26 protein-coding genes are annotated in these 25279 nt (G+C 36.4%); 18 read left to right on the top strand and 8 right to left on the bottom strand.

The genetic code is table 11. The features are described 5' to 3' along the window. The first annotated feature begins 194 nt into the window (after positions 1–194). The 5 genes from BN990_RS15675 (at position 195) to BN990_RS15655 (ending at position 6154) form a co-directional block, all read left to right on the top strand. Positions 195–884, top strand: a complete 690-nt coding sequence (locus tag BN990_RS15675) for a response regulator transcription factor (protein ID WP_021288632.1) — start codon at positions 195–197, stop codon at positions 882–884. Further along, positions 881–2221, top strand: coding sequence for a sensor histidine kinase (locus BN990_RS15670; RefSeq protein WP_021288631.1), 1341 nt, complete (start codon positions 881–883; stop codon positions 2219–2221). The genes BN990_RS15675 and BN990_RS15670 overlap by 4 nt, the downstream gene beginning before the upstream one ends. Positions 2222–2303: 82 nt before the next feature. Then, positions 2304–4133, top strand: a complete 1830-nt coding sequence (gene typA / locus BN990_RS15665) for a translational GTPase TypA (RefSeq protein ID WP_021288630.1) — start codon at positions 2304–2306, stop codon at positions 4131–4133. Positions 4134–4574: 441 nt separating this feature from the next. Then, complete coding sequence (locus tag BN990_RS15660) at positions 4575–5657, top strand: PQQ-dependent sugar dehydrogenase (RefSeq protein ID WP_021288628.1); 1083 nt, start codon at positions 4575–4577, stop codon at positions 5655–5657. Between the two features lie 224 nt (positions 5658–5881). Next, positions 5882–6154, top strand: a complete 273-nt coding sequence (locus BN990_RS15655; protein ID WP_021288627.1) for a YkvA family protein — start codon at positions 5882–5884, stop codon at positions 6152–6154. Between the two features lie 22 nt (positions 6155–6176). Here the strand turns inward: BN990_RS15655 and BN990_RS15650 are convergent, their stop codons facing one another. The 5 genes from BN990_RS15650 to BN990_RS22040 form a co-directional block, all read right to left on the bottom strand. Beyond that, entirely contained in the window at positions 6177–7043 is an 867-nt protein-coding gene (locus BN990_RS15650) for a dimethylarginine dimethylaminohydrolase family protein (protein WP_021288626.1), read from the bottom strand. 105 nt (positions 7044–7148) lie between these two features. Continuing rightward, positions 7149–7328 (bottom strand): hypothetical protein, encoded by a 180-nt coding sequence (locus BN990_RS15645; protein ID WP_021288625.1) that lies wholly within the window; start codon positions 7326–7328, stop codon positions 7149–7151. 107 nt (positions 7329–7435) lie between these two features. Next, positions 7436–8392, bottom strand: coding sequence for an ABC transporter permease (locus BN990_RS15640; RefSeq protein WP_021288624.1), 957 nt, complete (start codon positions 8390–8392; stop codon positions 7436–7438). Further along, a complete protein-coding gene (locus BN990_RS15635) occupies positions 8385–9302 on the bottom strand; it encodes an ABC transporter ATP-binding protein (RefSeq protein ID WP_038245755.1) in 918 nt (305 codons plus the stop codon). The genes BN990_RS15640 and BN990_RS15635 overlap by 8 nt, the downstream gene beginning before the upstream one ends. 188 nt (positions 9303–9490) lie before the next feature. Next, a complete protein-coding gene (locus BN990_RS22040) occupies positions 9491–9652 on the bottom strand; it encodes a YfhE family protein (RefSeq protein ID WP_021288622.1) in 162 nt (53 codons plus the stop codon). Between the two features lie 190 nt (positions 9653–9842). Here BN990_RS22040 and BN990_RS15630 point away from each other — a divergent pair, with 190 nt between their 5' ends. From BN990_RS15630 to BN990_RS15605, 6 genes are all read left to right on the top strand, one after another. Continuing rightward, positions 9843–10406, top strand: coding sequence for an RNA polymerase sigma factor (locus BN990_RS15630; protein WP_021288621.1), 564 nt, complete (start codon positions 9843–9845; stop codon positions 10404–10406). Beyond that, on the top strand, positions 10403–11158 hold the full coding sequence (locus BN990_RS15625; RefSeq protein WP_021288620.1) for an anti-sigma factor: 756 nt from the start codon (positions 10403–10405) through the stop codon (positions 11156–11158). Before BN990_RS15630 ends, BN990_RS15625 begins: the two co-directional genes overlap by 4 nt. 129 nt (positions 11159–11287) lie before the next feature. After that, entirely contained in the window at positions 11288–12643 is a 1356-nt protein-coding gene (locus BN990_RS15620; protein ID WP_021288619.1) for a hypothetical protein, read from the top strand. 27 nt (positions 12644–12670) lie between these two features. After that, the gene (locus tag BN990_RS15615) at positions 12671–13321 is read left to right on the top strand and encodes a class F sortase (RefSeq protein WP_021288618.1); all 651 of its coding nucleotides are present in this window, start codon (positions 12671–12673) and stop codon (positions 13319–13321) included. A gap of 530 nt (positions 13322–13851) precedes the next feature. Further along, positions 13852–14661 (top strand): DUF368 domain-containing protein, encoded by an 810-nt coding sequence (locus BN990_RS15610; RefSeq protein WP_021288617.1) that lies wholly within the window; start codon positions 13852–13854, stop codon positions 14659–14661. A gap of 73 nt (positions 14662–14734) precedes the next feature. Then, the gene (locus tag BN990_RS15605) at positions 14735–15055 is read left to right on the top strand and encodes a thioredoxin family protein (protein WP_021288616.1); all 321 of its coding nucleotides are present in this window, start codon (positions 14735–14737) and stop codon (positions 15053–15055) included. 92 nt (positions 15056–15147) lie between these two features. On the opposite strand, the gene BN990_RS15600 is transcribed toward BN990_RS15605, so the two are convergent. Continuing rightward, complete coding sequence (locus tag BN990_RS15600) at positions 15148–16440, bottom strand: S8 family peptidase (RefSeq protein WP_038245754.1); 1293 nt, start codon at positions 16438–16440, stop codon at positions 15148–15150. Between the two features lie 405 nt (positions 16441–16845). Next, positions 16846–17475: a VOC family protein gene (locus BN990_RS21590; protein WP_051739226.1), complete on the bottom strand. Its 630-nt coding sequence runs from the start codon at positions 17473–17475 to the stop codon at positions 16846–16848. Positions 17476–17568: 93 nt separating this feature from the next. Between BN990_RS21590 and BN990_RS15590 the strand changes: the two genes are divergently transcribed. The 5 genes from BN990_RS15590 to BN990_RS15570 all read left to right on the top strand — a co-directional run bounded on the left by BN990_RS15590 (position 17569) and on the right by BN990_RS15570 (position 21721). Then, positions 17569–18129 carry a GNAT family N-acetyltransferase gene (locus tag BN990_RS15590; RefSeq protein WP_021288613.1) on the top strand — a complete coding sequence of 187 codons (561 nt, stop codon included), beginning with the start codon at positions 17569–17571 and terminating at the stop codon, positions 18127–18129. 118 nt (positions 18130–18247) lie between these two features. Next, a complete protein-coding gene (locus BN990_RS15585) occupies positions 18248–18943 on the top strand; it encodes a response regulator transcription factor (protein WP_021288612.1) in 696 nt (231 codons plus the stop codon). Continuing rightward, entirely contained in the window at positions 18940–20292 is a 1353-nt protein-coding gene (locus BN990_RS15580) for a HAMP domain-containing sensor histidine kinase (protein WP_021288611.1), read from the top strand. Before BN990_RS15585 ends, BN990_RS15580 begins: the two co-directional genes overlap by 4 nt. A 72-nt stretch (positions 20293–20364) precedes the next feature. Beyond that, the gene (locus tag BN990_RS15575) at positions 20365–20967 is read left to right on the top strand and encodes a PepSY domain-containing protein (RefSeq protein WP_021288610.1); all 603 of its coding nucleotides are present in this window, start codon (positions 20365–20367) and stop codon (positions 20965–20967) included. A gap of 199 nt (positions 20968–21166) precedes the next feature. Continuing rightward, positions 21167–21721: a PepSY domain-containing protein gene (locus BN990_RS15570; protein ID WP_021288609.1), complete on the top strand. Its 555-nt coding sequence runs from the start codon at positions 21167–21169 to the stop codon at positions 21719–21721. 65 nt (positions 21722–21786) lie between these two features. Here BN990_RS15570 and BN990_RS15565 read toward each other — a convergent pair whose 3' ends face one another. After that, a complete protein-coding gene (locus BN990_RS15565; protein WP_021288608.1) occupies positions 21787–23355 on the bottom strand; it encodes a bifunctional metallophosphatase/5'-nucleotidase in 1569 nt (522 codons plus the stop codon). Between the two features lie 233 nt (positions 23356–23588). Here BN990_RS15565 and BN990_RS15560 point away from each other — a divergent pair, with 233 nt between their 5' ends. After that, complete coding sequence (locus BN990_RS15560) at positions 23589–24485, top strand: YegS/Rv2252/BmrU family lipid kinase (protein WP_021288607.1); 897 nt, start codon at positions 23589–23591, stop codon at positions 24483–24485. Positions 24486–24603: 118 nt separating this feature from the next. Continuing rightward, positions 24604–25062, top strand: a complete 459-nt coding sequence (locus tag BN990_RS15555) for a MarR family winged helix-turn-helix transcriptional regulator (RefSeq protein ID WP_021288606.1) — start codon at positions 24604–24606, stop codon at positions 25060–25062. The last annotated feature ends 217 nt before the right edge of the window (positions 25063–25279 follow it).

Below are 25279 nucleotides of genomic sequence, written 5' to 3'. Positions count from 1 at the left end.
GAGTAAATGGCACTTCATGAGAATTTAAAGATGTAATTCAATGAAGTCACCATCGATATATTTATATTGTACCCACGCTATTTGGGATTCATTTGGTATAAATGTGGAAAAAATGTGTAAAACCATTTAGGATGTAAACATTAACTATTTATGTGAGAATAGAAGTAATTAATTTGTAGAAAAGGTGACAGAGTATGAATAATCATATTGGTGTTGTTGAAGATGATTCGAATATACAAAATATTGTATCCGCGTATTTGAAAAAAGAGGGTTTTGAAGTAACCGTACTGGATAATGCTGAGGATGCATGGGAGTTTTGGCAAACCGACCGCCCCGATATGTGGATATTAGATATTATGCTGCCTGGTATGGATGGTTATGAATTCTGCAAAAAAATTCGTAATGAAAGTGAAGTTCCAATTATTATTATATCAGCAAAAGATGAAGAGATAGATAAGATTCTCGGGCTGGAGCTTGGTGGAGACGATTATTTAACAAAGCCGTTTAGCCCGCGAGAATTAGTGGCTAGAGTAAAACGTTTATTCAAACGCTCGCAAGTGTTGGTAGAAAAAGAAGAACTGGAAGATAGAGTAACTGTTGACCAACTAACGATTGATAAGAAAGAACGGCGTATTTTCTTTGATAATCAAGAATTTGAAGTAACCACCAAAGAATTTGATATGTTATCGATACTAACTGAAAATATCAATCGCGCATTTTCTAGAGAAGAATTGCTAATAAAAATATGGGGAGATAATTACTTTGGAAGTGATCGAGCCGTGGATGATTTAGTGAAGCGGATTCGGAAGAAACTACCCGATCTTCCGTTGGAAACTGTATGGGGTTACGGCTATCGATTAAGGCATGAAGGAGATCAAGTATGAGGCTGCAATCTCAGCTAAATGCTGCATTTACTACTCTATTATTAATCGTCATGGCGATAACGGGATATTTGATTTACTCTTTAATTTTGGACATGCTTATTCAAGATGAGCAACGGCAATTAAGGCAAAAAGGAGATTTATTAATTGAGGTTCTAAATGAACAGTACGGTAACACGAGTATAAGTAATTTAGAGGAGTTTCTCCAGGATCAAGATTTACAATTATTTATATATGATCGTAATCAAAATGCCGTCGTATCACCATTACCTAAATCGGTTGTTGCTGAATTCTTTCGTACCAATGATTTTTCCGATAAAAATGAAACGTTATGGGAGTATAAAAATGATAAATACGTTACTTCGCGAATTCTAATTAGACCTGAAAGTACAGGATTAGAGTTAATTTTATTAACCCCACTTAGTGATATTGAATCTGTTCAACAGAATTTTATTTTCCGGTTACTAATTGTATTCTTGATAGGTGGCGCTATTGCAACAATTCTGAGTTATATATTTACACGTAAATTAGTAACGCCACTTTCTAAATTAAAAAAACAATTGAAGAAAATCGAAAAACGTCAATTTAATTCCATGGAGAGAATTCACGCTACTGGGGAAATTAAGGAAGTGGAACAAAGTGTATTTGAGATGGCAAACGAACTACAGAGGTATATTAATTCTCAACAAACTTTCTTTCAAAATGCAAGCCATGAACTAAAAACGCCATTGATGACAATCCAAGGGTATGCAGAAGGAATCCGGGATAAGATTTTTGATGCGAATGAAGAAGAAAAGGGCTTGGAAGTGATGGTAACAGAAGTTAAACGCTTGAAAAAAATAATTAATGAAATGGTCCTATTAGCTAAATTAGATAGTGAACCAGATGTTTATAATCCTGAAATGTTACAGTTATCTGTTATCTTGGAGCAAGTAGTGGATCGGGCTTTGCCAATTGTTAATGAAAATGGAGTTGAATTAAAGCACAGCATGGAGGGGTCACCAGAATTATACGCTGATGGTGAAAAGTTATTACGTGCCCTTTTAAATCTTACCTTTAATGGCATACGTCATGCGAACGAAAAGGTAAGCTTGCATATTAAACAAGAAAACAAGCGAATCCTGATTACTGTAGAGGACGATGGTGAGGGGATATCCGAAAACCTTATCCCGCAGATATTTCATCGATTTGTAAAAGGAAAGGGTGGAGAAACTGGCCTTGGATTAGCAATTGCTCGAGCTATTATTGAACAATCTGGTGGCAGAATAACTGTCGATCGCTCACAACTTGGAGGAGCAAAATTCCAAATAGAATTTTTCGAGCAGCATTTAGAACGATGAAACTTCAAAACTTTTACCTAATACCGGCAAGTGTGTTATAATTGAATGGTTTGAATCAACTCGTAAATAGAGGAGCTTACGTATGCAATTAAGAGAAGATATTCGCAACATCGCTATTATTGCCCATGTAGACCATGGTAAAACGACATTAGTCGATCAGCTTTTAAAGTATTCGGGGACATTCCGCGAAAATGAGCAAGTTAATGAGCGGGCGATGGACTCTGGAGATATTGAGAGAGAACGTGGTATTACTATTTTGGCAAAGAATACCGCGATTAAATATAAAGACACAGCCATTAATATCCTTGATACGCCTGGCCATGCTGACTTTGGTGGTGAAGTGGAACGAATTATGAAAATGGTTGATGGAGTGGCGTTAGTAGTTGATGCTTACGAAGGAACGATGCCGCAAACCCGTTTTGTATTAAAAAAAGCACTGGAGCAAAAACTTACCCCAATCGTCGTGCTAAATAAAATTGATCGCCCAAACGCACGTCCACACGAAGTAATTGATGAAGTGCTTGATTTATTCATTGAGCTTGGTGCAGATGATGACCAACTAGAGTTCCCTGTAGTTTATGCTTCTGCTTTAAATGGAACTTCAGGGTTTGAACCAGAGGAACAAGAAGAGACGATGGATCCTGTATTCACCACAATTCTGGATCACATTCCGGCTCCAGTGGATAATCGTGAAGAGCCATTACAATTCCAAATAACTTTATTGGATTATAATGATTACGTTGGCCGAATTGGTGTGGGCCGTGTAGTACGTGGTAAAATCGCTGTCGGTCAGCAAGTTGTCATTTTGAAAAAAGATGGTTCGGAAAAATCATTCCGTATTACTAAATTATTTGGCTTTATAGGCTTAAAACGGATAGAAATTAAAGAAGCAGTTGCGGGAGATATTGTAGCAGTTGCTGGAATGGAAGATATTAATGTAGGTGAAACGATATGTCCACAGGATCATATCGAAGGACTGCCTTGGTTACGTATTGATGAACCTACCTTACAAATGACTTTTCTTGTTAACAACAGCCCATTTGCTGGGAGAGAAGGAAAATATATTACGTCACGTCGAATTGAAGAACGATTGCTAAAACAATTAGAAACAGATGTTAGTCTGAGAGTGGAGCCAACAGATTCACCTGATGCTTGGATTGTGTCAGGGCGTGGGGAACTACATCTATCCATTTTGATTGAAAATATGCGTCGTGAAGGATATGAATTACAACTATCGAAACCGCAAGTTATTATTAAAGAAATAGATGGTGTAAAGTGTGAACCTGTAGAACGGGTACAAGTCGATGTACCTGAAGAATATACAGGAGCGATTATGGAATCTTTAGGGGAAAGAAAAGGTGAAATGCTTGATATGGTTAACCAAGGAAATGGTCAAGTACGCCTTGAATTTAAAGTTCCATCACGAGGACTGCTTGGGTATTCAACAGAATTCATGTCGCAAACACGTGGGTATGGAATCCTAAACCATACGTTCGATGGATATGAACCAATTATAAAAGGACAAGTTGGTGGAAGAAGAGAAGGTGTCCTAGTAGCACTAGAAAACGGTAAAGCATCAACTTATGGTATTATGCAATTGGAAGATCGTGGTGTTATCTTTGTTAACCCAGGTACGGAGGTTTATTCCGGTATGATTGTAGGAGAACATAATCGGGATAATGACTTAACGGTTAATATTACAAAGGAAAAACATTTAACCAATGTTCGCTCTGCGACAAAAGATCAAACCTCAACCATTCGCAAAACCAGGGAAATGTCTTTAGAAGAAGCAATTGAGTATCTAAATGATGATGAATATTGTGAAGTAACCCCTGAGACAGTCCGATTACGTAAAAAAATCTTAAATAAGAATGAACGTGAAAAAGCAGCGAAAAAGAATAAAATAGACTAAGAAACGTAAAACACTGAAAGTATTGCTTTCAGTCAGCTTGTAGAAAAATCTTATGTTTTTCTACAAGCTTTTTTGTGCGCCCGTGCGGTACCACTCGCTTTCTGCGGACGAAAGCCCGAGCCTCCTCGTGAAAACCCCACTGCGGGGGCTTTTTCCGCAGGAGTTTCGTGGTATTCGTCCTTCACCTAACTTACCTTGGATAGGTGAGGGGGCACTCCATTTCCAATACATTTTGCCTATCTTTTTTTGATTGAAACAAAACCATTACTGCCTTTAAGAATTCTATCTAAAAATAACAAAGAAAAGATGGAATTTCAGGAAAAAAAGCAAGAAAAGACTGTAGTGTTTTTTGTTACTAAATTTAGGGAATAATCAAAATAGATTAGTAAAACGAATAATGATGAGGTGTTGTGTATTCGGGATTTCTACGTATTCTTTATCATGGTTGTTATCGTTTTGGTATCTGCATGTGCACAAGATAACGATTCGAATTCGTCTCAAAAAGATCAAGCGTCACAAGAATCAAAAACCACTGAAGAAACAGATCAAGGAATCGAAAAGAAAGTAATTGCTTCTAATTTGCAAGAACCGTGGGAAATTGAGCAAGTAGATAGCTCGCTGTATATTAGCGAGCGAACCGGTTCTATTGTGAAAGTGGAAGCGGACGAAGTTAATCGAAAACCCGTACAATTTGATGCTAGTTTATCCCAGCAAGCTGAAGCTGGATTATTGGGGTTAGCGTTCCCAGAGAATTTCTCACAAACAAATACGGCAATTGCTTATTATTCCTACGAACAAAATGGAGCATATTATCAACGTGTAGTGACAGTAGAGGAGACCGAAGAACAATGGAGAGAAAAAAGTATATTACTTGATAAAATCCCAGGAGGAGAGTTCCATCAAGGTGGAAGAATGGAGATTGGGCCAGATAATAAGTTGTATATTACTACAGGTGATGCTACGAATCCTGAATCAGCTCAAGATATGGAGAGCCTTGCTGGGAAAATTCTTCGGATGAATCTTGACGGTACCGTTCCCAATGATAATCCGCAACAAGATTCCTATGTTTTTTCTTACGGTCATCGTAACCCACAGGGTTTAGCTTGGGGGAAAGGCAGTCAGTTATATGCAACCGAACATGGTTCAAGCGCAACAGATGAAATAAATCAGATCGAAGCAGGCAATAATTATGGTTGGCCGGAGATACAGGGTGATGAGACAAAAGAAGGAATGAAAACTCCGATTATCCATTCAGGTGAAGATACTTGGGCTCCTTCTGGAATGACCTATTTACAAGGCAAGTTTTATTTTGCTTCTTTAAGAGGGGAAGCACTTCGCCAATTTGATCCCTTAAAGGAAACCGAAACAGCAATTATTTCAGATGTTGGTAGGGTACGAGATGTAATGGCTGACCAGAATGGATTGTATATTATTACGAACAATACAGATGGACGAGGAAATCCAGCAGAGAATGATGATCAGTTAATGTACATTCCAATACCAAAAAATCAGCTGCATCAATAGTATAAAATAGTGGACCTTGTATAAAAACAAGGTTCGCTATCCATCCTTTTCTTAGGGCCTTTTGTGTTACTTCTCCCCAGCTATTTTATAGTGCTATGTCTTTAATTGGCTCATCTTATAAAGATTTTCATATATTATGCGCCATGTTGAATCATTCGGCAAATCACATATATATATGCTAGTATAACTAGGATAAAGGAAATCAAGAAAGGAGCTTGCTTATCATGCGAAGGTTTTGGAAACGTATTGGATTCCTATTTACATTTCAACGGTCTATTCCATTTTTAAAAGATTTCTTTGTGGAAAAGGAAGTTACAAAATCAAAAAAGATTTTGTTTGCTGTATTAATTATCGGCTATTTCTTATTTCCATTTGATTTAATTCCTGATTTTCTATTCGGCTTAGGTCTTGTAGATGATGTTTCAATAGCAATTTTATTATTGCAATGGATGATTAAAATGGCTCCCCAGCACTTAAAAGAGAAGTATTCGTTCTAGAACTAGGTAAGAGCGTCTATTGCTAACCTTCCATTCTTTTCAGTGGCAGTGTGCAGCAGCGGAAGGATCCACCTGATTTTATAATTTCAGAAAAGGCGATTTCAGCTACTTTAAACCCAGCTTGTTCCATCTTCCTATTTAAGGCGCGGTTTTCAGGTAGACTTACGATTGTGTTGTTACCAATCGTAAGAACGTTCGGCCCCATCGCGAATTGCTCTTCCTCCGTGACTTCAATAACCGTGTACCATGTCTTCAAGTATTGATAAGCAGCTTTATCTATCCCAGCTGGATATACGAGGGCGGTATGCTCCCCAATAATAGTCAATACACAATCCAAATGAAGAATATCCTCTCTTAGTTTTACGGATCGTATATAATGGTTAGGCAATACTTGCTGTAACTGTTGGATAGCTTTTCTGCTCGTACGATGGCTGTTTCCTATCCAAATGGTTTTACCATCAACTAGTACATCTCCGCCCTCGATTGCTGATGATATCGTAGCATTGTATTGCAGGTTATTTTGCTGTAGCCAGTCTCTTAAAACAGCAGTCTCTGGATGACGAACCTCTTCTTTCATTAATGATATAAATAACGTATCCTCAATGACAAATCCGATATCTCTTGTATAGACCTGTTCATTTAATTCTTCCTTCGTTGGTAATTCGCTTACATGGGTTCCTTCTGACTCTAAGAAAAGTTTAAAATCATGGTGCTGCTGCAGAGCCTTATCTCGGTTGATGTTATCTTTTAGATAATGCTCCTGTGTTTCATTAATCACTTCTTCAATTTTCATGTTGGTTGGTGGTACAAGAATAACTTCTTGTAATGCATCATATTCGTTTTCGCAATAAATAGTCATAGGTTGGTTTTCGGGCAAAGCTTTTGTCATTTGTTGAACCTCCATTACTTGTTTACCTATTCTTCCCTGTTTGTTAAAGAAAGAAACAAAAAAAGGACTGCTTACAGCCCTTTTTCTGTAGGATCGTATCCTTTGTCAATGTTTATTATGTTCTTCTTCATTTGGTATATACTTTGCAAAATAAGCTGCGAATAATAAAAATATAAAGGACAATCCCCATGAAACAATACCGTTCCATTGAAAGTCTATACGTAATCCAACAACTAAGATAACCGCACTTAAACCAATGAAGAACACTGTTAAGTAACGTTTCACGTAAAACACCTCGATTACTTAGGTACATAGTTCCATCGTATTGTATGCATATATTATAATATGTGTCTTCAAAAATTTATATTAACAGGTTCTAAAAATTGGACTTTTTATTGCCCAGCAACATCTCTTTTCGTAAAAAACAGCCAAGACAATACTAAAAATACAATATAATAAACAATTAAAACACTGATGGAAAAGCCAAGGGTCATTCCTTCTATCCAGGGAGTATTGCCAGCGGCATATCTACTAAGGTCTGTGTTTGCAAATAATATATACTTGGCCCATTCTTTGTCTGCAAAGAAGCCAACGATAGAATTTCCCGCCATCATTAAAAATATTGCTGTACCGATAGCAAGTGCACTATTACGGAAGATGGAAGATATCATAAACGCAAATGTAGCCATCATAATTAGGTTAACCATACTATAACCATACTCAGTAAAAATGGAACCGACTAGTGAAACAACTTCGAATCCTCCCGAACCATCATTTGTTACAATAGAAGGATTAACCCCTTCTACGCCAAAGAAAATAGCGCCAATAATCCATGAAAAAGCAAAAACAAAAATAGAAGTAAATAATGAGAATAATAACACAGAAAGATATTTTGATAATAAGATTCCACTTCTGCTAATTGGGCGGATAAGCAAAAGCTTAATTGTTCCCCAACGGAATTCGTTTGCTACAATTCCTGCCGCGATAATAATAGTTAGTAAGCTAACTACAGATAAAAAGGCTAGATTTTCTTGGACAAATTTCCAGGCACCATATGCTTCAGGCTGGATATCATGTTCTAAATAATAGTTATTCTTTTCAATTTGTTGTGAATTATAGTCTGCCATCATTTCCTCATTTTGCATCTCTTCTTTCAAGGCAGCATTCTCTTCTTGCAATACTTCTCGCCAGTTGTCATCTTGATATTGTTCTGTTGAATTACCGAAATTGTTTGTCATAACTGCCATGCCAAGAATTAACAAGGCTAAGACAATGTACATTGCCCACGTTGATTTTTGAATATAGATTTTGATTTGTTCATTGTAGATAAGGCTTACCAGTTTACTCAATTGTATTCTCTCCAATCAGTTCAAAAAATTGATCTTCTAGGTTTCCTTTTGCAACATGGATTTGATATACAGCACAATCGTTCTCCATTAATGATTTAATAATTGCGGGAACTTGTTCCTTTTGACTACGAAACGATAAGAACTCATCGATTCGGACAGCTTCCAATTGATATTGCTCTTGCAAAACCTGTGCTGCTTTATCTATCGGTTCTACTTCCATTTGATGAATCAGGTTATGGTCGGCTGCATCACCTCCGACCGTTTGAATAGATATCAGCTCACCATTTTTAATGACACCAATACGATCACACATTTGTTCAATTTCTGATAATAAATGACTCGAAATAATAATGGCTACCTGTTCTTCTTTTGCAAGCTTTCTTATGTATTGACGAATTTCTCGAATTCCTGCTGGATCTAACCCATTTGTTGGTTCATCTAAAATTAAAACAGAAGGATTATGGAGTAAGGCTTGAGCAATTCCTAGACGTTGACGCATCCCTAAAGAATATTTACCTACCTTGTCGTTAATTGGTTTTTCAAGACCAACAAGGGTGACAACTTCTTGTACACGTTCCTTTGTTACTTCTGGCATCATTCTGGCGTAATGCATTAAATTCTGCCATCCGCTCATAAACGGATACATTTCTGGATTCTCAACAATGGCACCTACCTCCTTTACAGCCTCCTTATAATTTGTTGAAATGCTATTTCCGAGAATACGAACATCTCCAGCCGATAATTTCATTAAACCTACCATCATTCGAATTGTAGTCGTTTTTCCTGCGCCATTTGGACCAATAAAACCAAATACTTCTCCTTTATAAATATAGAATGATAATCCTTTAATAATTTCTTTGTTTCCTACTGATTTTTTAACATCGATTAATTCCATCGCTGTTTCCGGCATTTTTAAACCTCCTATATCATTGTTATTAGGTATTACGTAGGGGCTTACTAGATTGTTTCATTCCTTCAAAAAAAATCCAATATATAAAGAGGAAATTCCTCTTCATATATTGGTGTTTGTCTATTTATAGGGGGAATTGAATGATGAATGTCCAGCAATTGTCTGTCCAATCTTTGTTTAATCGTATCTTATTTAATCAAATCAGGGTTTTCGTTTTTTGCTTCACGGACTCTTGATTTACGATATCCACCAGCGATGTCCGCATGTTTGAAGTCCTTTGAATAATGAACTTCTTGTGCGTCAGTCAACTGTTTGTTTTTCGTTGGTTGATATTGTGTATTTCTACTCATCTTTTAAAAATCCTTTCTTAAAAATGGTTACATTTCTCGTATTCCCGTTAGAAATATACTTAAACGTAAAAAATTGATCCATTTACAGCGCTTTATACGTTTCCTCTTTAGATGATTAGAAGATGCTGCTTTTATGAATTCGATCAAACCTATGATATTCTATAGGCATATTGCTATAAAGGAGAATAGGATGCGAGAACAAGATATTGAATTATTTCATCGCGTACAGAATAAAGATGAAGTCGCTTTAGAGCTACTTTATGATCGCTATGAGAAATTACTCTTTTCTTTTTCTTTTCGTATGACCAATAATAAATTCTTGGCGGAAGAAGCCGTTCAGGATGTGTTTACTAAACTTTGGTCAAAATCATTGCCTTATTCGGAAGAAAAGGGTAAATTTTCATCTTGGTTGTTAACTATTACACGCAATACCTGTCTTGATTTATTAAGAAAAAAGAAATCAAATGATTATGAGCTAAAGGAGAGGGACGCTCTTCAAGAAGATAATGATCCTTCTCCAGAAGAAACAGCTGAATGGAAAGAACAGCATGAAGAGATACAACATGCGATTAAGGAGTTAAAAACAGAACAGCAGGAAATTATTAATTTGTTCTATTTTAGAGGATTTACTCAGTCCCAAATTGCAAAGAAGTGTAACCTTCCGTTAGGTACAGTTAAAGGAAGAGTTCGTCTTTCGCTACAACACTTAAATAAAATACTGACTAAGAAAAAAGAAAGGGGGATTCGTGAATGATGGATAAACAATGTGATCTTTTACTAGATTATTTTAATGGGCATTTAACAAACCAACAGAAGGCTGCATTTGAATCGCATTTAAAAGATTGCCCATCTTGTCAGGAAGAACTAAAGGAATTAGAAGAGCTGACAATGGATCTCCCATATGCAAGTGAACCTATTGCTGTTCCAGATGGTATGAAGCAACGTATTTTATCAAATGTTAAAGACGATTCACAGATAGAGAATAAGGCCACATTTGATCAAACAGACAGTGAACCTGGTCCGAAACCACCAATAAAACCGAAGCGTACATGGTTTAAACCGTTTATGGTAGCAGCATTAACGTTATCGTTAGTGGGTAATGGGGCGGCCTTGTACTATATTAATGAACAAAAAGATGACGCTGATACTGGAGAATCCTTTTCTGTAGATAGCATGAAGGAAGCCTACACTCTTCAAGCTTCTGAAGATATTGAGGCAGCAGCAACAGCGATGATGATCGAACAGAACCGTGAGACGAACCTCATTATTCAAGCAAACAATCTTCCAGAATTAAAAGGAGATGAAAAATACCAAGTTTGGGTGTTAGAAGAAGGTAAACCGTTTCGGGCTGGTACGTTTGTAACCAATCAAGACGGCAAAGGTGGTGTATCCTATACATTGCATGACATGAAGGAGCGGAATTATGATACGATTGCAATTACAAAGGAGCCAAATGCCAATAGCCAACAACCACAAGGAGATATTTTATTGAGTTCTCCATTATAATTTAGAGGCGGAACACATGAAGTGTTCCGCCTTTTTTAGCTATGGATAATAAATTTTTTGATAAAAATGTGATCTAAATTTATTTCTATTTCGTTCGCTTTACAGATTAATAAAAAAGGAGAGAGTGAAATGAATTGGAAAAAGACATTGGTTATTGCACCTTTAAGTGCAACATTACTATTTTCAAGTAGTGTAGGTGTGGTAAGTGCAGAGGAAACGACAGATAAGCCAACCGTAGAAACAGCAGCAGTAGATTTACGTGCTGACTTAGGACATTTATTAAGTGAACACGCATTTCTAGCGATTGAAGCAATGCGGAATGGTGCAGCGCAATCAGAGGACTTTGACGCGTCTGTTTCCGCTTTAGAATCGAACACAGAAGATCTAACGGCTGCAATTGCATCGGTTTACGGAGATGATGCAGGTGAATCATTTCAAACGATGTGGAGTGACCATATTGGCTACTTTGTTGACTATGTAAAAGCCACTGGCGAACAAGATGAAGAGGCAAAACAGGCAGCTTTGGATGAGCTTTCCCAATATAAAGAAGATTTTTCGAAGTTCTTGGAAGAAGCAACCGGAGAGAGATTAGAAGCTGGTTCATTAGCGGAAGGTCTTCAAATGCATGTTAACCAACTAATTGGAGCATTTGATAGTTATGTACAAAAAAATTATCAAACTGCTTATGAACATGAAAGGGAAGCTATTGGGCATATGCATATGGTAGCAAAAGGTCTATCATCTGCAATTACAGATCAATTTCCAGAAGACTTTAATAATACGAAAGCAGTAACACCTGCAGGAGATTTACGAGCTGATTTAGGACATCTATTATCTGAACATACTGGTCTAGCAGTAGTAGCAATGCAGAATGGAGCAGATGGGGCTCCGGATTTTGAAGCAGCGGCAAATGTATTAAATGCAAATACACAAGATCTATCGAAGGCTATTACATCTGTATATGGCGAAGAAGCAGGAAAAGCATTTGAGGAGATGTGGTCTGAACATATTGGCTACTTCGTTGATTACGTAAATGCAACAGCTGAAGAAGATGAAGAGGCAAAACAAGAAGCACTAGATAACTTGGCTATGTATAAAGAAGAATTTTCTAGCTTTATGGCCGAGGCTACAGAGGGTAATGTTCCAGCCGACGCTTTAGCCGAAGGTCTACAAATGCATGCAGATCAACTGATTGCAGCATTTGATGCATATGCAGAAGGTAACTATAATGAAGCGTTCACGAAAGCACGCGAAGCATATGGTCATATGTATGGAGCAGCCGCACAATTATCATCCGGTATTGTTATGCAACACCCTGATAAATTTGCTCAAGAAATGCCATCTGAAATGCCAAATACCGGTCTCGGAGCACCAGAAGATCAATCTTCAACTATGGCATGGGCATGGATCGTTGGAGCAAGTGTGCTTGGTGCAGCTATACTATTTGTTATTAGAAAAATGAAATTAAATAATGAACGGAAATAGTAGATTTCAAGAAACAGGAGGGATTGGATGATCAAATATATAGCTTTCGTTGGAATAGCTATTTGTTTAGTAGCGTGTTCTCCATCTCAGAATGAAACAGCTGACACTTCGGTTTCCTCCAATCCTTCCAATAGTAATTCAGGTATGAAACAGGAACAGTTGGAATACAATTCGGAAACTGCGAATGTAGAAAATAAGACCTCGGATTCAATAATTAAAGATAAAGAATACCATCTTACGCCAAAAAAAATTACCATTGACGCTATTGATGTCAAATCTGAAATCGAAAGTGTTGGTTTACTGGATAATGGTGAAATGGCTGTTCCAGAGGATTTCACGAAAACAGGATGGTTTGACCTTGGTACGAAACCAGGAAATCGTGGAAGTGCGGTAATCGCTGGTCATGTTGATGATAAAACGGGTCCGGGGGTATTTTTTGATTTAAAAGATTTGAAGATTGGTGATGAAGTGAATATAACTGGAGAAGATGGACGAACGTTAACTTTCGAAGTAGTAGATAGACAGGTATTTCCTAAAGATGATGCACCAATTGAAGATATCTTTGGTTATACATCAAGACGAATGTTGAATCTAATTACTTGTATTGGAACATTTGACCATTCCATTGGCGGGAGAACAGAAAGACTTGTGGTATTTACAGAGTTAAAAGAAGAATAATTACTTAAGAAGCGTTAGAGTAAAAAAGAATCATCCGAACAATTCCTTAGAAATATTCATTTATTTATATTTGGAGAATTGTTCGGATTTTTTAATTGTTAATTTTTACAATTGAATTGCTAGGGAAGGAATGGATATCTTTCCTCTTAATCTTAGCAGCATGTGAAATAGGGATGAATCGAGCGGGAATAGCACAGTTCCGAAGGTCCACACAGATAAGCGACTTTTCTTTTAATCGAGTTAGCTAAAGCCGTGCCCGCGGGAGTTCCCTTATTGCATTGTACGGTTAATGAATAAATGTGTATTCGAAGTTAGATATCAGCACTTCTTGTGGCCAACACAAATAATTGGAAGTTAAATAATTTTTACATCCAGAGCATATTTTTTTTCTATAAAATAAATCATTAATTTGATATGATAATGCTAGTGACTTAATCAACATTTGGTTAGGTTTTTATTTTGTTTAATCCTATGTATAAGCAGGAAGAAGATAGAAACAAATCTTAACCATCAATAAGGGAGATTAGAAAATGGAATGGAAAAATATTTATCGTGGTATATTTATGGGAGCAAGTGATGTCATTCCAGGAGTAAGTGGCGGAACGATTGCTGTACTATTAGGAATATATGATCAATTAATTGCTGCAATTAATGGGTTCTTGAGTAAAGAATGGAAAAAACAACTAGGGTTTTTAATACCACTGGGAATTGGTGTTGTAATTGCGATATTTACATTAAGCCATGTAATTGAATGGCTATTTGAACATCACCCTGGACCAACCATGTTTTTTTTCTTAGGATTAATTATTGGAGTCCTTCCGTATCTTTTACATAAGGCCGAAGCTAAGAGCAAATTTAAAGCAAACCATATTGTATTGTTAATTATTGGTGCGATTCTGGTTGGTTCTATGGTTTTCTTACAGGCTGGCGAAGGGCCAGTGATTACGGAAATGAATATGTCAACCTATATTTTACTTTTCTTTTCCGGTTTTATAGCAAGTAGTGCTATGATTTTACCTGGAATAAGTGGGTCATTTATGTTGCTTGTCCTTGGCGTCTATCCTACTGTTATTGGAGCAGTAAGTAATATGCATGTCGATATTATTGCAGTTACTGGTATTGGGATTGTAATAGGAATTGTCGTTATGAGTAAAGTAATTAACTACTTTCTTACTCATTACAGAACAGGGACTTTTGCTATTATCATTGGGATGGTAATCGGTTCAATCGTTGTCGTATTTCCAGGATGGCCAGCAACAGGTTCACTTGTTTTAATCAGTGTTGCGACGTTTGCAGCTGGATTATTTGTCGCATATATTCTAGGTAGAGTAGAATATTAAGATAGAGCAAACCATAAGACAAACATATAAAAAATCGGTACAATAAACATTAGAAAAAGAGGGGGTAGTCAAAATGGAAGCAATTAAAACAGAAGAAGCTTTTTATGAAATTATTCAAAACGATGAACCAGTTATCGTTAAATTCTTTGCGGATTGGTGTCCGGATTGTAAACGGATGGACATGTTTATTGGCGATATCTTGGAAGAATTTAATAACTATAAATGGTATGAAATAAATAGTGATGAAGTCAAAGGTATTGCTGAAAAATACGAAGTAATGGGAATCCCTAGCCTATTAATTTTCCAAAATGGGGAAAAGAAAGCACATCAACATAGTGCATATACAAAAACACCAGAATCGGTTACAGAATTTCTTCATCAGCAATTAGGATAATTATAAACAGGCTGTCATTTATGACAGCCTGTTTATTAATGGTGTGAGTTTTTTTAATCGAACACCCTAAGTAAATGGGTGTGCTTGCGCTCTTATCTGGCAGCTTTTTGATATACTGTATATTTCTTAGCCATTTCCACGGCTCCATTTGCTTCAATATATCCCCAAATATCATTGAGCATTGGCTCAGAAGAAGATTTAAGGATGCTTTTGATATCGTTCGGACTTAAATTGGGATTTGCCTCCAGCATTTGAGCAATTACTCCTGCGCAAATCGGGGTTGCCATGGAAGTTCCTGATAACTGTAAATAGTTCTCATCGATGACTTGCTCAGGAAGTTCTTGTTCTAAGGCAGAACCAGGTGCCAATAAAGATATGATGTCTGTGCCAGGTGCGTATATATCAGGTTTCACAAAGGAATCTACAGTGGGACCTCTGCTTGAATACTCTGCAATTTGATCATCTGATCGTGCTTCAGTATTTTGGTCCATGGTTGATCCGACCGTAATAATAAATGGGTTGATGGCCGGTGTACTAATGGTTGTTTGTTCTGGGCCACTATTTCCTGCGGCAGCACATACAACAATTCCCTCATGCCATGCTTCCTCTACAGCAACTGATAAAGGATCGTCTCGGAATGATTCAAAGGCTTGAGCTCCAAGAGATAGTGAGATAACCCGAATGTTATACTCATCTTTATTACTTATGCACCACTCAATCCCTTCAATAATTGTAGATAATCTCCCACTTCCATTCTTATCAAGTACTTTTACACCAATGATGGATGCTTCTGGAGCGGGTCCAACATATAATCCATCGGACTGTTGACCGTTACCTGCTGCATCTCCAGCACAATGCGTGCCATGTCCATTATCATCATATGGCTCTTCTTGATTATTTATAAAATCTTTAAATGCTATAATACGATTATTTGGCTTTGTTAAGTCACTATGAGGGTGGATACCTGTATCAATAACAGCGATGGTGACGTCTTTTCCTGTTAACCCAGCGCTTTCCTGTAGTTCAACAGAACCAATTTGTTTACTGGCAACGTCTAATAATGCAGTAACTGTACGATCGTAGAAAATACGGTCAACAGCTTCATGATCTTTAATTTGTTTAATCATTTGTGGAGTTAAATTACCTCGAGCAGTTCTTCTTCCAATATCTTTGTCTAGCTTACTGTTGTTATCTGCTTGGCAAGCTGTTAACAAGTCTTTCTTCTTTGTGTCATCTGAGTCTTTTGAATAATAAACAATTACTGGCAGTCTTTCGTTACTTGTCTCATAAGGATCTTCTTTCCGTTTTAACCGAAGTTGTTCTACTAATCCTGGATCTAGACTGCGGCCGGCCTCTTCAAACCAAACTCTTTTTCTGTTACTCATTTTCTTCCTCCTTGTGATTTTAAATTTAAAATCTACGAAATAGAATACCAGTAACGAGAACAACCCCCTATATTTGTATCCCTGTTAAGAGAGAGTGGGTCGTATAGAGAAAATAAGTAGTCGTTTGTTTGATTTGATAGGGGTGAGTCCTTATAAATAGAATAGCACTGGATGATTATGGTAACAATATGTCAAAATTACCAATTTATACTATTCGTATATTACATTGTATTCAGTTGATAGGAAGTGGTATGTGTAATAATCATGTCTTTGTGCAAGTGATGGCAACTGTGCAACATTGTTAAAAACATGGAATAGTTATATCTATGAAAACTATCCGATTCTCCATACCGTACGCATCTATTATATAGAACCGTTTACCTAGATTTGCAGTTTTGAAGTCAGTTATTCACTTATGCTAAACATAAGCTTTTTTTCTTCTTCAAACTGTAAATTCGTGTTAGCCAGCTGGAAATGATTAGCTTGGATTCGATGTTGGTACAAGGCTTTAAATTCATTGACAGGTAAGGTAGTAGCAATATTCGTTATGTTTTGCTTATTAATTAATTGTTTATCATCTGGAACATTCATTGAATTTCCCCATTGAATTAAAAAAGGGAAGTACTTTTTCGGTTGTGGGAAAAGCATTTGCCATGTTAAGTCCATTCCATTTGGCTTTTTTCGATGACCATCAGTGGGACCGATATATGGAGTCATCGCTGTGTCAAAATGTTTGATAAAAGATGTCATGTTTTCTGTTCTTAAGGCGAATTGAATTGGTCCTTCTTCAGAATTATCTAGAGCTAAAATGAGTTGTTGAATTAATGGATTTTCCGATTGATTGGCTAATCGCTGGTTGAATATTCCTAACCATTCAATATAGCAGTTATTTGCGAAGTACGCTAAATGATTATAGGTACCCCACTTCTCATGTTTTCCACCTTCTATCGTTTTGATATGATTCTTAGATGCAAAAGCAAGAGCAGCTGTTTTCGGTTCCTTGGCAGCAACAATGATATGGTCCAATGCCAACATATTACTTATCCCTCCTGGTTAAAAAATAGCTTCCTATTCTCTTGTACCTTAAGTATAATGGAAAAAAATTATTCGTGAAGGGATGTAAAGGAAATGCAACCAATTTTAAAGGATTTTCCACATGAGTTCGAAACAAAAAGATTGTTTATCCGCTTGCCGCTTCCTGGGGATGGCAGTGAAATTTATGATGCATTGCAAGCAAGTCGAGCTGAGTTAAAACCATGGTTACCCTTTGCGCAAAATGACCAAACAAAAGATGAAACAGAGGCAAATGTTCGTCAAGCACATCTGCATTTCTTAAGTAGAGAAGATTTGCGTTTTCATATTTATGATCGCAACAGAAGAAAATTCATCGGTTGTACTGGGCTGCATCGAATTGATTGGGATGTTCCCAAATTTGAAATTGGTTATTGGATTGATACAAGGTATCAGGGGCAAGGTTTGATGAAAGAAGCAGTTCAAGGATTGATTGAATTTGCGTATTCTGAATTTCATGCACATCGCATTGAGATTCGTTGTGATGAAAAGAATGTAAGAAGCAGGTCTATTCCAGAACGGCTGGACTTTGCTTTGGAAGGTATTTTGCGTAATAATTCGAAAGCGGTTGATGGGGAAGGGTTACGCAGCACATGTATTTATGCAAAATTAGGATAAGAACAGACTTTTTACCATATATTTGTTATCTTTAAGAAGAAAGAAATGGTAATTAGTTGAATGGGTATACAAGCAATGAAAGTTATCAATAATCTAGATTAAAAAAGCAGGTGGAATCATGGGGCAACCAAACATTTTAATTGTAGAGGACGAGCAAAAGTTAAGCAGAGTTCTGCAATTGGAACTGGAGTATGAAAATTACGAAACGACAATTGCTACAAGCGGAAAAGAAGCGTTAAAGCAAATGGAAAATAACCAATGGGATTTAGTGCTTTTAGATATTATGCTTCCCGAATTAAGTGGTTTAGAAGTGCTGCGAAGAGTAAGAAAAACGGATGAAACGACACCAATTATTCTGCTTACTGCCAGAGACCAAGTCCATGATAAAGTTAGTGGTTTGGATTTAGGGGCAAATGATTATATTACGAAACCCTTTCAAATAGAAGAATTATTAGCACGAATTCGTGTTCATTTACGTAATCCGATTAAGAAAAAAGAAGAGAATGGAGATTTACTTGCAGTTGGTGAATTACAAGTCAATCAAAATAGTAGAGAAGTAAAGCGTGCAGAAAAACAAGTTGAATTAACGCCTCGAGAATTTGACTTACTTGTATGTTTGTTACGAAATAAAAACATCGTTTTAAATAGAGAACAATTAATTGAACAAGTATGGGGATTTGATTACTTTGGGGATACGAATGTCGTAGATGTCTATATTCGCTACTTGAGACAAAAAGTAGACAAAGGCTATGATCAACCCTATATCCAAACCATTCGAGGAGTTGGCTATACAATAAAGGATATTGAAGCATGAAGCTTAGAACAAAAATCCAACTATTTACAGGTTTGTTTATGCTCGTTGTAACGTTATTAATAAATACATCTATTTACTTTTTGTTTTATAAAATCTCCACGGATAGTGAATTAGAGGAATTAGCAGATCAAACGGAGCGCTTGGTAGAGACGATTCAACAGCAACCGGATGTTGCTTCAAAAGAATTATTTACTTCATTTTCTCCGCAACAAGGAATGATTCAAGTCATTAACCAGTCAGATATAGCGTTTCTTGCCGCAAACCCCGCAAATTACGAACCACCAACGGCGTTTTCGGCTAACGAGGAAAATACAATTATAGAACAAAACAATGCACCGGATGTAGCATTAGTATCCAAGCCAATTATTTGGGAGACAGGCGATCAGGCTGGTGAGGTTGTTACCATCCAATTTTCAAATCAGCTGACTACATTAGATAGTACAATGACAACTTTGTTTTATGTATTATTAGCTGCATCAGGGTTGATAATTATTCCAATCATTATCGCTGGTAATGTGCTAAGCAGATTCTTATTAAATCCAATAAAAACATTAATTCAAACGATGCGTGAAAATATGCGCGAAGCCAATTGGAAGAAGATCAATGTCGACAATCGTTCCCGAGATGAGCTCTATGAGATGGAGAAGACCTTTAATGAAATGATTGATCAGTTGAAAGATAATTTTGAGAAACAGGAAATATTTGTATCGGATGCCTCTCATGAATTAAAAACACCTATTTCTATAGTGAAAAGTTATGCTCAGCTATTAGAGAGACGAGGAACGGATAATCCATCTCTTGTAAAAGAGTCCATTGAGACCATCGATTCAGAAGCAGATCGAATGAGTAAATTGGTGGAACAAATGCTGCGTTTAGCTAAAAATAAAGAAGCATCTGTAACGGAAACGATAGATATGTCTGCATTAGCAAAGGAGACAGTATGTACATTTGATGGTGCTTATTCTAGAGAAATCCAATTTGATCAAAGAAGACAGCAATTGATGGTAAATGGCAGTCGTGATCAATTGGAGCAAGTAATGTATATCTTAGTAGATAACGCGCTTAAATACAGTAATGAACAGGTAGAAGTCAGCATTGATCAGAGCAATGATAAGGCTGTTTTTTCTGTACGTGATTATGGCAAGGGGATTCCTGAGCAAGAGCAAGCGCGTATATTTGAACGATTTTACCGTGTAGACAAGGCGAGAAGCAGGGATACAGGTGGAACCGGTTTAGGCCTTGCTATCGCGAAGGCAATCGTTAAAGAACATCAGGGAGAATTAACGGTTTTTAGTAAAACGGATGCAGGTTCGACATTTACGATAAGCCTACCAATTGTTGATTCTTAGCAAATTTTAATGTGAATCACCACTGCTTCTCATGCGCTTTATTTATCCTTGTAATATAAGGAGGGAAGACCTTTGAGTAAAAAAATAGGTATCATTGTAGCAAGCATAGTAGGAGTCATTCTTTTTGGTTTTGGGATGATCTATTTTAGCGTTACATCATCAGGGACGGAGCTCTCCAAATCAGAAGCAGAGGATATTATTACTAGTCAATACCCTGGGAAAATTAATGGTGAAGTAGAAAAAGATGCAACGCATGGATATTATCATGCTGTCATTGAACATAATGGGAAAGCTTATGACGTGAAAATCGATGGAAATACCGGTGAGGTATTAAATTTAAAAAAACTACAAGTACCTGTTGATGATCATTCTACGGAAAACCAGGAGGATAAAAACGCAACGGATTCGAAAAAGAAAAAAAACGAAGAAAATCAAAACAATCATGAAAAATCCAATGAAAACGAAGTAGTAATAGATATAGAAAAGGCAAAAGAACTTGCTTTAGAACAATTTGATGGAACAGTCGAAGACATAGAAAAAGATGAAGATGATGGCATTTATGTTTATGAGGTTAAGGTTGTAAATGGTGAAGACGAGGCAGAAATTACAATTGATGCATCAACTGGAGAAATTATTTATAAAGATATTGATGTTGAGAGAGAAGATGAAGATTAATCTGTATGGTTCCTGTTACAAAAACAGGGACCTTTTTATGGATGGAAGCTGACCTTGCCATAGAGCGGATATTCTAGTTAAACCTGCCTTTAAGAGGGTATTTCCTTTTTATTTTCTCATTAAATTCTAATCTTGTTCACACGATCCTCTTATTCCGAATGGTTATGATAAGACTAACAACAAATTAGGAGGAATAAATATGAAAAAAACATTCGGTATTATTATTGGAGCATTGGCAGGGACAGCAGTTATTGGATCAGGGGTTTACTATTCAGATGCAGATGTAAAAAGTCCAAAGTTAAATAGTGACGAGATTCGACAAATGGTCGAGGATCAGTATGATGGAACAATTACTGAGTTAGAGCTTGATAAGGATCGCAATCAAGCTGTATATGAGGTAGAGGTTATCGAAAAAAGCAAGGAGCATGACCTTAAGTTAGATGCTGATACAGGAGAAGTATTACGTGAAAAATCAAAAGACATCAATAAAGATGACGATGATATCGAAGATGATGTTAAACTTGATATGAATAATGAAGATTTGATTGGTGTAGAAAAAGCAAAAGAGATCGCCAAAAATAACTTTGATGGGAAAGTAGTAAGCATTGAGTTGGATGATGATGATAATCGCTTGATATATGAATTGGAATTAAAAAATGGTAAGAAAGAAGCCGATTTTGATATTGATGCCAAAAACGGTGAGATTTTAGAAATGGATGTAGAAGCAGACGACGATGACGACGATGACGAATAAACATAAAAAATATCCAGTTGATGATGCATCAGCTGGATGTTTTTTATACAGTCACGATAAATCATTTATTTGGCGATAACCTTATAATTATTTGTTACCGTAGCTTCTATAGTGGTATATGTATCAAAGTATTCTCTGATTAGTTCAACGGTGTCTTTTTGAATTTCTTTTATAACGCTTTTCCCTTTAAACATTGCATAATTTCCACCGCCTGAGGCACGGTAGTTATTCATAACAACGGAATATGTAGCCGTATTTTTAATTGGTTGTTTTTGATAAGATAATTTTTCTATTCTATTGCCAACTGGATTGGCGACATTAATGGTATATTCAATTCCTTCCCACATATCATAATTATAGTGTTGCGGCTTTGGATCTTCATATGCAGGATTAACAATGATTCTCCCGTCTACGGCTAATTTAAAATAGGTTGCGGTTTGTTCTAAAGCTTCCTTTATGTCTTTCCCGGATAGCTCTAAAACAACCAATGTATTAGGGTACATATAATTACTAACTACATTACGCATTGTAACTGTTGAAGAGAACCCTGTTGCGTGGTTATTTAAGAGAGCAGTTACAGAAATATTAGCTCCGCTAGCTCTCATTTGTACTTTCTGGATAAATTCTATAAATGGGTGCTTGTTTATTCGCGCCTCAAATGGATTACGTATGGTCATATCACCAATAATATTACCAATCGGTTGGTCTAGCCATTTCTGTGTGGATGCTTCTAAATAGGAAGCATCTTCAACAATTTTTTTATCTGTATCCATAGTTTCTAAACGACCAATGGATGCTTGTTTATTTATAATGTTCCAATGATTGGTTTCATCTTGTTCAAGGGTCACTTGTATTTCACCATAGGTTACCGCGTTATGACCAGGTTGAATAAATAGTGTGCCATGTCTATCTCCAATGATTTTTCTATGTTGATGGCCAGTGAGTAATATATCAATTCCTTCCAAGTCGCACATTTCATATGCTTGATTTTCTCCAGTTAACGTCTCTGTAGGTTCACCAGTTTGTAAATCTTTTTCAAATCCGCCATGATAAGCAGCAATTAAAACATCTGGCTGTTCAACCATTTGAATATGAGAGACCCATTTTTGAAGGGTTGAAGATGCATCTTCAAAATTAATCCCTTGAAGATGATCCGGGGATTCCCAATTTGGAATATAATGTGTTGTAACTCCAATAATTGCAATCTTTAAACCATTCTCAAATATTTTTGTTAGATAGGGCGGCCCAAATTTTGGTTGATTGGATTCCTTATCAATAATATTTGCCGCTAACCATGGATAATGGGATTGATCTATGGCGGCATGTAATACATTCATCCCATAATTAAACTCATGGTTACCTATCACGCCGGCATCTATTCCAATCGTATTCATCGCTTGTATCATTGGATTTAATTTGTTCATATGTTCTTTTACATAATGTGTCATTAATGGCGTGCCTTGAATCAGATCACCATTATCAACTACGATCATGTAATCTGATTCTTTTCTTTTTTGTTTAACTACTGTGGCATATTTCGCTAAACCACTATCCGTTTTTTCATTGGTAGCATAATTAATTGGCATGATATGTCCATGAATATCACTTGTATATAAAATAGTAAGATTTATCAACTTAAAAAGCATCCTTTCGAAGCTAAAATGGTACTTGAGGATTTAGTTTATAACGTTTTACATCATTCCATGCCTTTATTAAATACTATTTAAAACAAAAAAGCTATATTAAATTAATATGATAGGAAGACGCCCAATGATTAGATGTAATGCATGGATCTTACATGGATAGGTTTCTTTTCACATATATAAGGAAATAAATAAGTAATAGCGGAGGAGTGGAGGTTTTAGCAATGGGTTATAATAAAGCATTATATATATATAATGGAAACGCTGGAAAAGAAGCAATGGAAGAAAAATTAGCACAAACGTTACCCATTTTATCCCAAGCAATCAAACAATTAATTATTATTCAGACGGAATCAATTGAAGATGCTAGAACAACATGTATCGACTATGCTTCGCACATAGATTTGCTGATTATCTTAGGTGGAGATGGAACGATACATAATTGTATTAATGCGATAGCTCCTTTAAATGAACGACCGGTAATTGCTATACTCCCTGGAGGAACTTCAAATGACATTACGAGGATGTTGCAAATCCCCCAAAACTTATACCAAGCAGCTAGTGCGATCATAGATGGCAAGGTTGTTCCTATAGATGTAGGCAAAGCAGATGACCGTTACTTCCTTAATTTTTGGGGAATTGGCTTAGTCGCAGAAACTTCCCAAAACATTGACAACGACCAAAAGAAAAATTTAGGCGTTCTTAGTTATTTTATGAGTACGTTAAAGACAGTAGGTCAAGCTAAAAGCTTTTCTTATGAACTAAAAACAAGTTCAGATAGATATCAAGGGGAAGCGGTGATGGTGATTGTGCTCAATGGAAAATACCTGGGGACGAGAGAAATCCCGATAACATCAATCAGCCCTTCTGACGGGAGGTTAGATGTCTTAATAGTTAAGAATTCAAGCTTAGCATCTTTTCGAGAACTATTGTCTATGAACAATCCAGAAACAGAAATAAACGATCTCCAAGAAATTAAGTACACACAAACAAATCGGTTACACATACACACAAACGAAACAAAGGATGTGGATACCGACGGTGAAATCATATCTGGTACCCCCTCGACTATTGAAATATTACCATCGCATCTGCGCATGATAAAAGCTACATCAAATTAAAGAAAAACACAATTCCATTTTTTGGGAATTGTGTTTTTAAATTCGCTCTAATTTACAAATTTAGGAAAGAAATTATGCTATAATACCTTTAATTATGGAATCGGAAAGAGGGGATGAAATGATAATAGATAATACATTAAAAGAGAAAAAAGAGGATGCCTCTCTAAAATTATTTGTCGTTCTTTCAAAGGCATACCGAACAATTATGGAACAAGTAGAAGCTGATATTCAATCGAGAGGACTCAATTTAACGGATTTTGCAGTGTTAGAATTACTCTATCATAAAGGAGCACAACCTTTAAAAAGCATTGGAGAAAAAATACTATTAACGAGTGGAAGTATTACGTATGTCATTAATAAGCTTGAAAATAAACGGTTATTAACAAGAATACCGAACGCTGAAGATCGACGTGTTACTTTTGCTGAAATTACTGAAAGCGGGGCTGACTTATTGCAAACCATTTTCCCAGGACATTGGGAGAGGATTGAGGAAATTACTGCTGGATTAAATGATGCAGAAAAAGAAATTGCGATTGATTTATTAAAAAAATTGGGTACTTCTATCCGATCTTTATAACATATTTTATTTCCATCTGTGACGAACATCACTGATGAAAATAGAAAAAAATGGTAATATATACAATGGGATATGGGGATGTCCCAGCTCTATTATGATATAACACGAGTCAAGGTTCCGTTTACTTGACTATAAAGAAGCAAAATGTCTTTTAAAAGATGTTTTGCTTCTTCTCTTTGCGGATATAGTATTTAGGTGTGCTAATTTTGAGTTTCAA

Origin of the sequence: Virgibacillus salexigens (assembly GCF_000723585.1) — a bacterium.
GTDB lineage: Bacteria > Bacillota > Bacilli > Bacillales > Amphibacillaceae > Virgibacillus > Virgibacillus salexigens.
This window is presented reverse-complemented; position numbering and strand designations above follow the sequence as displayed.

What these genes read in the sequence shown, in the direction of transcription:
- BN990_RS15675 (WP_021288632.1), top strand. Translation starts at nt 195, where the DNA reads ATGAATAATCATATTGGTGTTGTTGAAGATGATTCGAATATACAAAAT.
- BN990_RS15670 (WP_021288631.1), top strand. Translation starts at nt 881, where the DNA reads ATGAGGCTGCAATCTCAGCTAAATGCTGCATTTACTACTCTATTATTA.
- typA (WP_021288630.1), top strand. Translation starts at nt 2,304, where the DNA reads ATGCAATTAAGAGAAGATATTCGCAACATCGCTATTATTGCCCATGTA.
- BN990_RS15660 (WP_021288628.1), top strand. Translation starts at nt 4,575, where the DNA reads ATGGTTGTTATCGTTTTGGTATCTGCATGTGCACAAGATAACGATTCG.
- BN990_RS15655 (WP_021288627.1), top strand. Translation starts at nt 5,882, where the DNA reads ATGCGAAGGTTTTGGAAACGTATTGGATTCCTATTTACATTTCAACGG.
- BN990_RS15650 (WP_021288626.1), bottom strand. Translation starts at nt 7,043, where the DNA reads ATGACAAAAGCTTTGCCCGAAAACCAACCTATGACTATTTATTGCGAA.
- BN990_RS15635 (WP_038245755.1), bottom strand. Translation starts at nt 9,302, where the DNA reads ATGCCGGAAACAGCGATGGAATTAATCGATGTTAAAAAATCAGTAGGA.
- BN990_RS22040 (WP_021288622.1), bottom strand. Translation starts at nt 9,652, where the DNA reads ATGAGTAGAAATACACAATATCAACCAACGAAAAACAAACAGTTGACT.
- BN990_RS15630 (WP_021288621.1), top strand. Translation starts at nt 9,843, where the DNA reads ATGCGAGAACAAGATATTGAATTATTTCATCGCGTACAGAATAAAGAT.
- BN990_RS15625 (WP_021288620.1), top strand. Translation starts at nt 10,403, where the DNA reads ATGATGGATAAACAATGTGATCTTTTACTAGATTATTTTAATGGGCAT.
- BN990_RS15620 (WP_021288619.1), top strand. Translation starts at nt 11,288, where the DNA reads ATGAATTGGAAAAAGACATTGGTTATTGCACCTTTAAGTGCAACATTA.
- BN990_RS15615 (WP_021288618.1), top strand. Translation starts at nt 12,671, where the DNA reads ATGATCAAATATATAGCTTTCGTTGGAATAGCTATTTGTTTAGTAGCG.
- BN990_RS15610 (WP_021288617.1), top strand. Translation starts at nt 13,852, where the DNA reads ATGGAATGGAAAAATATTTATCGTGGTATATTTATGGGAGCAAGTGAT.
- BN990_RS15605 (WP_021288616.1), top strand. Translation starts at nt 14,735, where the DNA reads ATGGAAGCAATTAAAACAGAAGAAGCTTTTTATGAAATTATTCAAAAC.
- BN990_RS15600 (WP_038245754.1), bottom strand. Translation starts at nt 16,440, where the DNA reads ATGAGTAACAGAAAAAGAGTTTGGTTTGAAGAGGCCGGCCGCAGTCTA.
- BN990_RS21590 (WP_051739226.1), bottom strand. Translation starts at nt 17,475, where the DNA reads ATGTTGGCATTGGACCATATCATTGTTGCTGCCAAGGAACCGAAAACA.
- BN990_RS15590 (WP_021288613.1), top strand. Translation starts at nt 17,569, where the DNA reads ATGCAACCAATTTTAAAGGATTTTCCACATGAGTTCGAAACAAAAAGA.
- BN990_RS15585 (WP_021288612.1), top strand. Translation starts at nt 18,248, where the DNA reads ATGGGGCAACCAAACATTTTAATTGTAGAGGACGAGCAAAAGTTAAGC.
- BN990_RS15580 (WP_021288611.1), top strand. Translation starts at nt 18,940, where the DNA reads ATGAAGCTTAGAACAAAAATCCAACTATTTACAGGTTTGTTTATGCTC.
- BN990_RS15570 (WP_021288609.1), top strand. Translation starts at nt 21,167, where the DNA reads ATGAAAAAAACATTCGGTATTATTATTGGAGCATTGGCAGGGACAGCA.
- BN990_RS15560 (WP_021288607.1), top strand. Translation starts at nt 23,589, where the DNA reads ATGGGTTATAATAAAGCATTATATATATATAATGGAAACGCTGGAAAA.
- BN990_RS15555 (WP_021288606.1), top strand. Translation starts at nt 24,604, where the DNA reads ATGATAATAGATAATACATTAAAAGAGAAAAAAGAGGATGCCTCTCTA.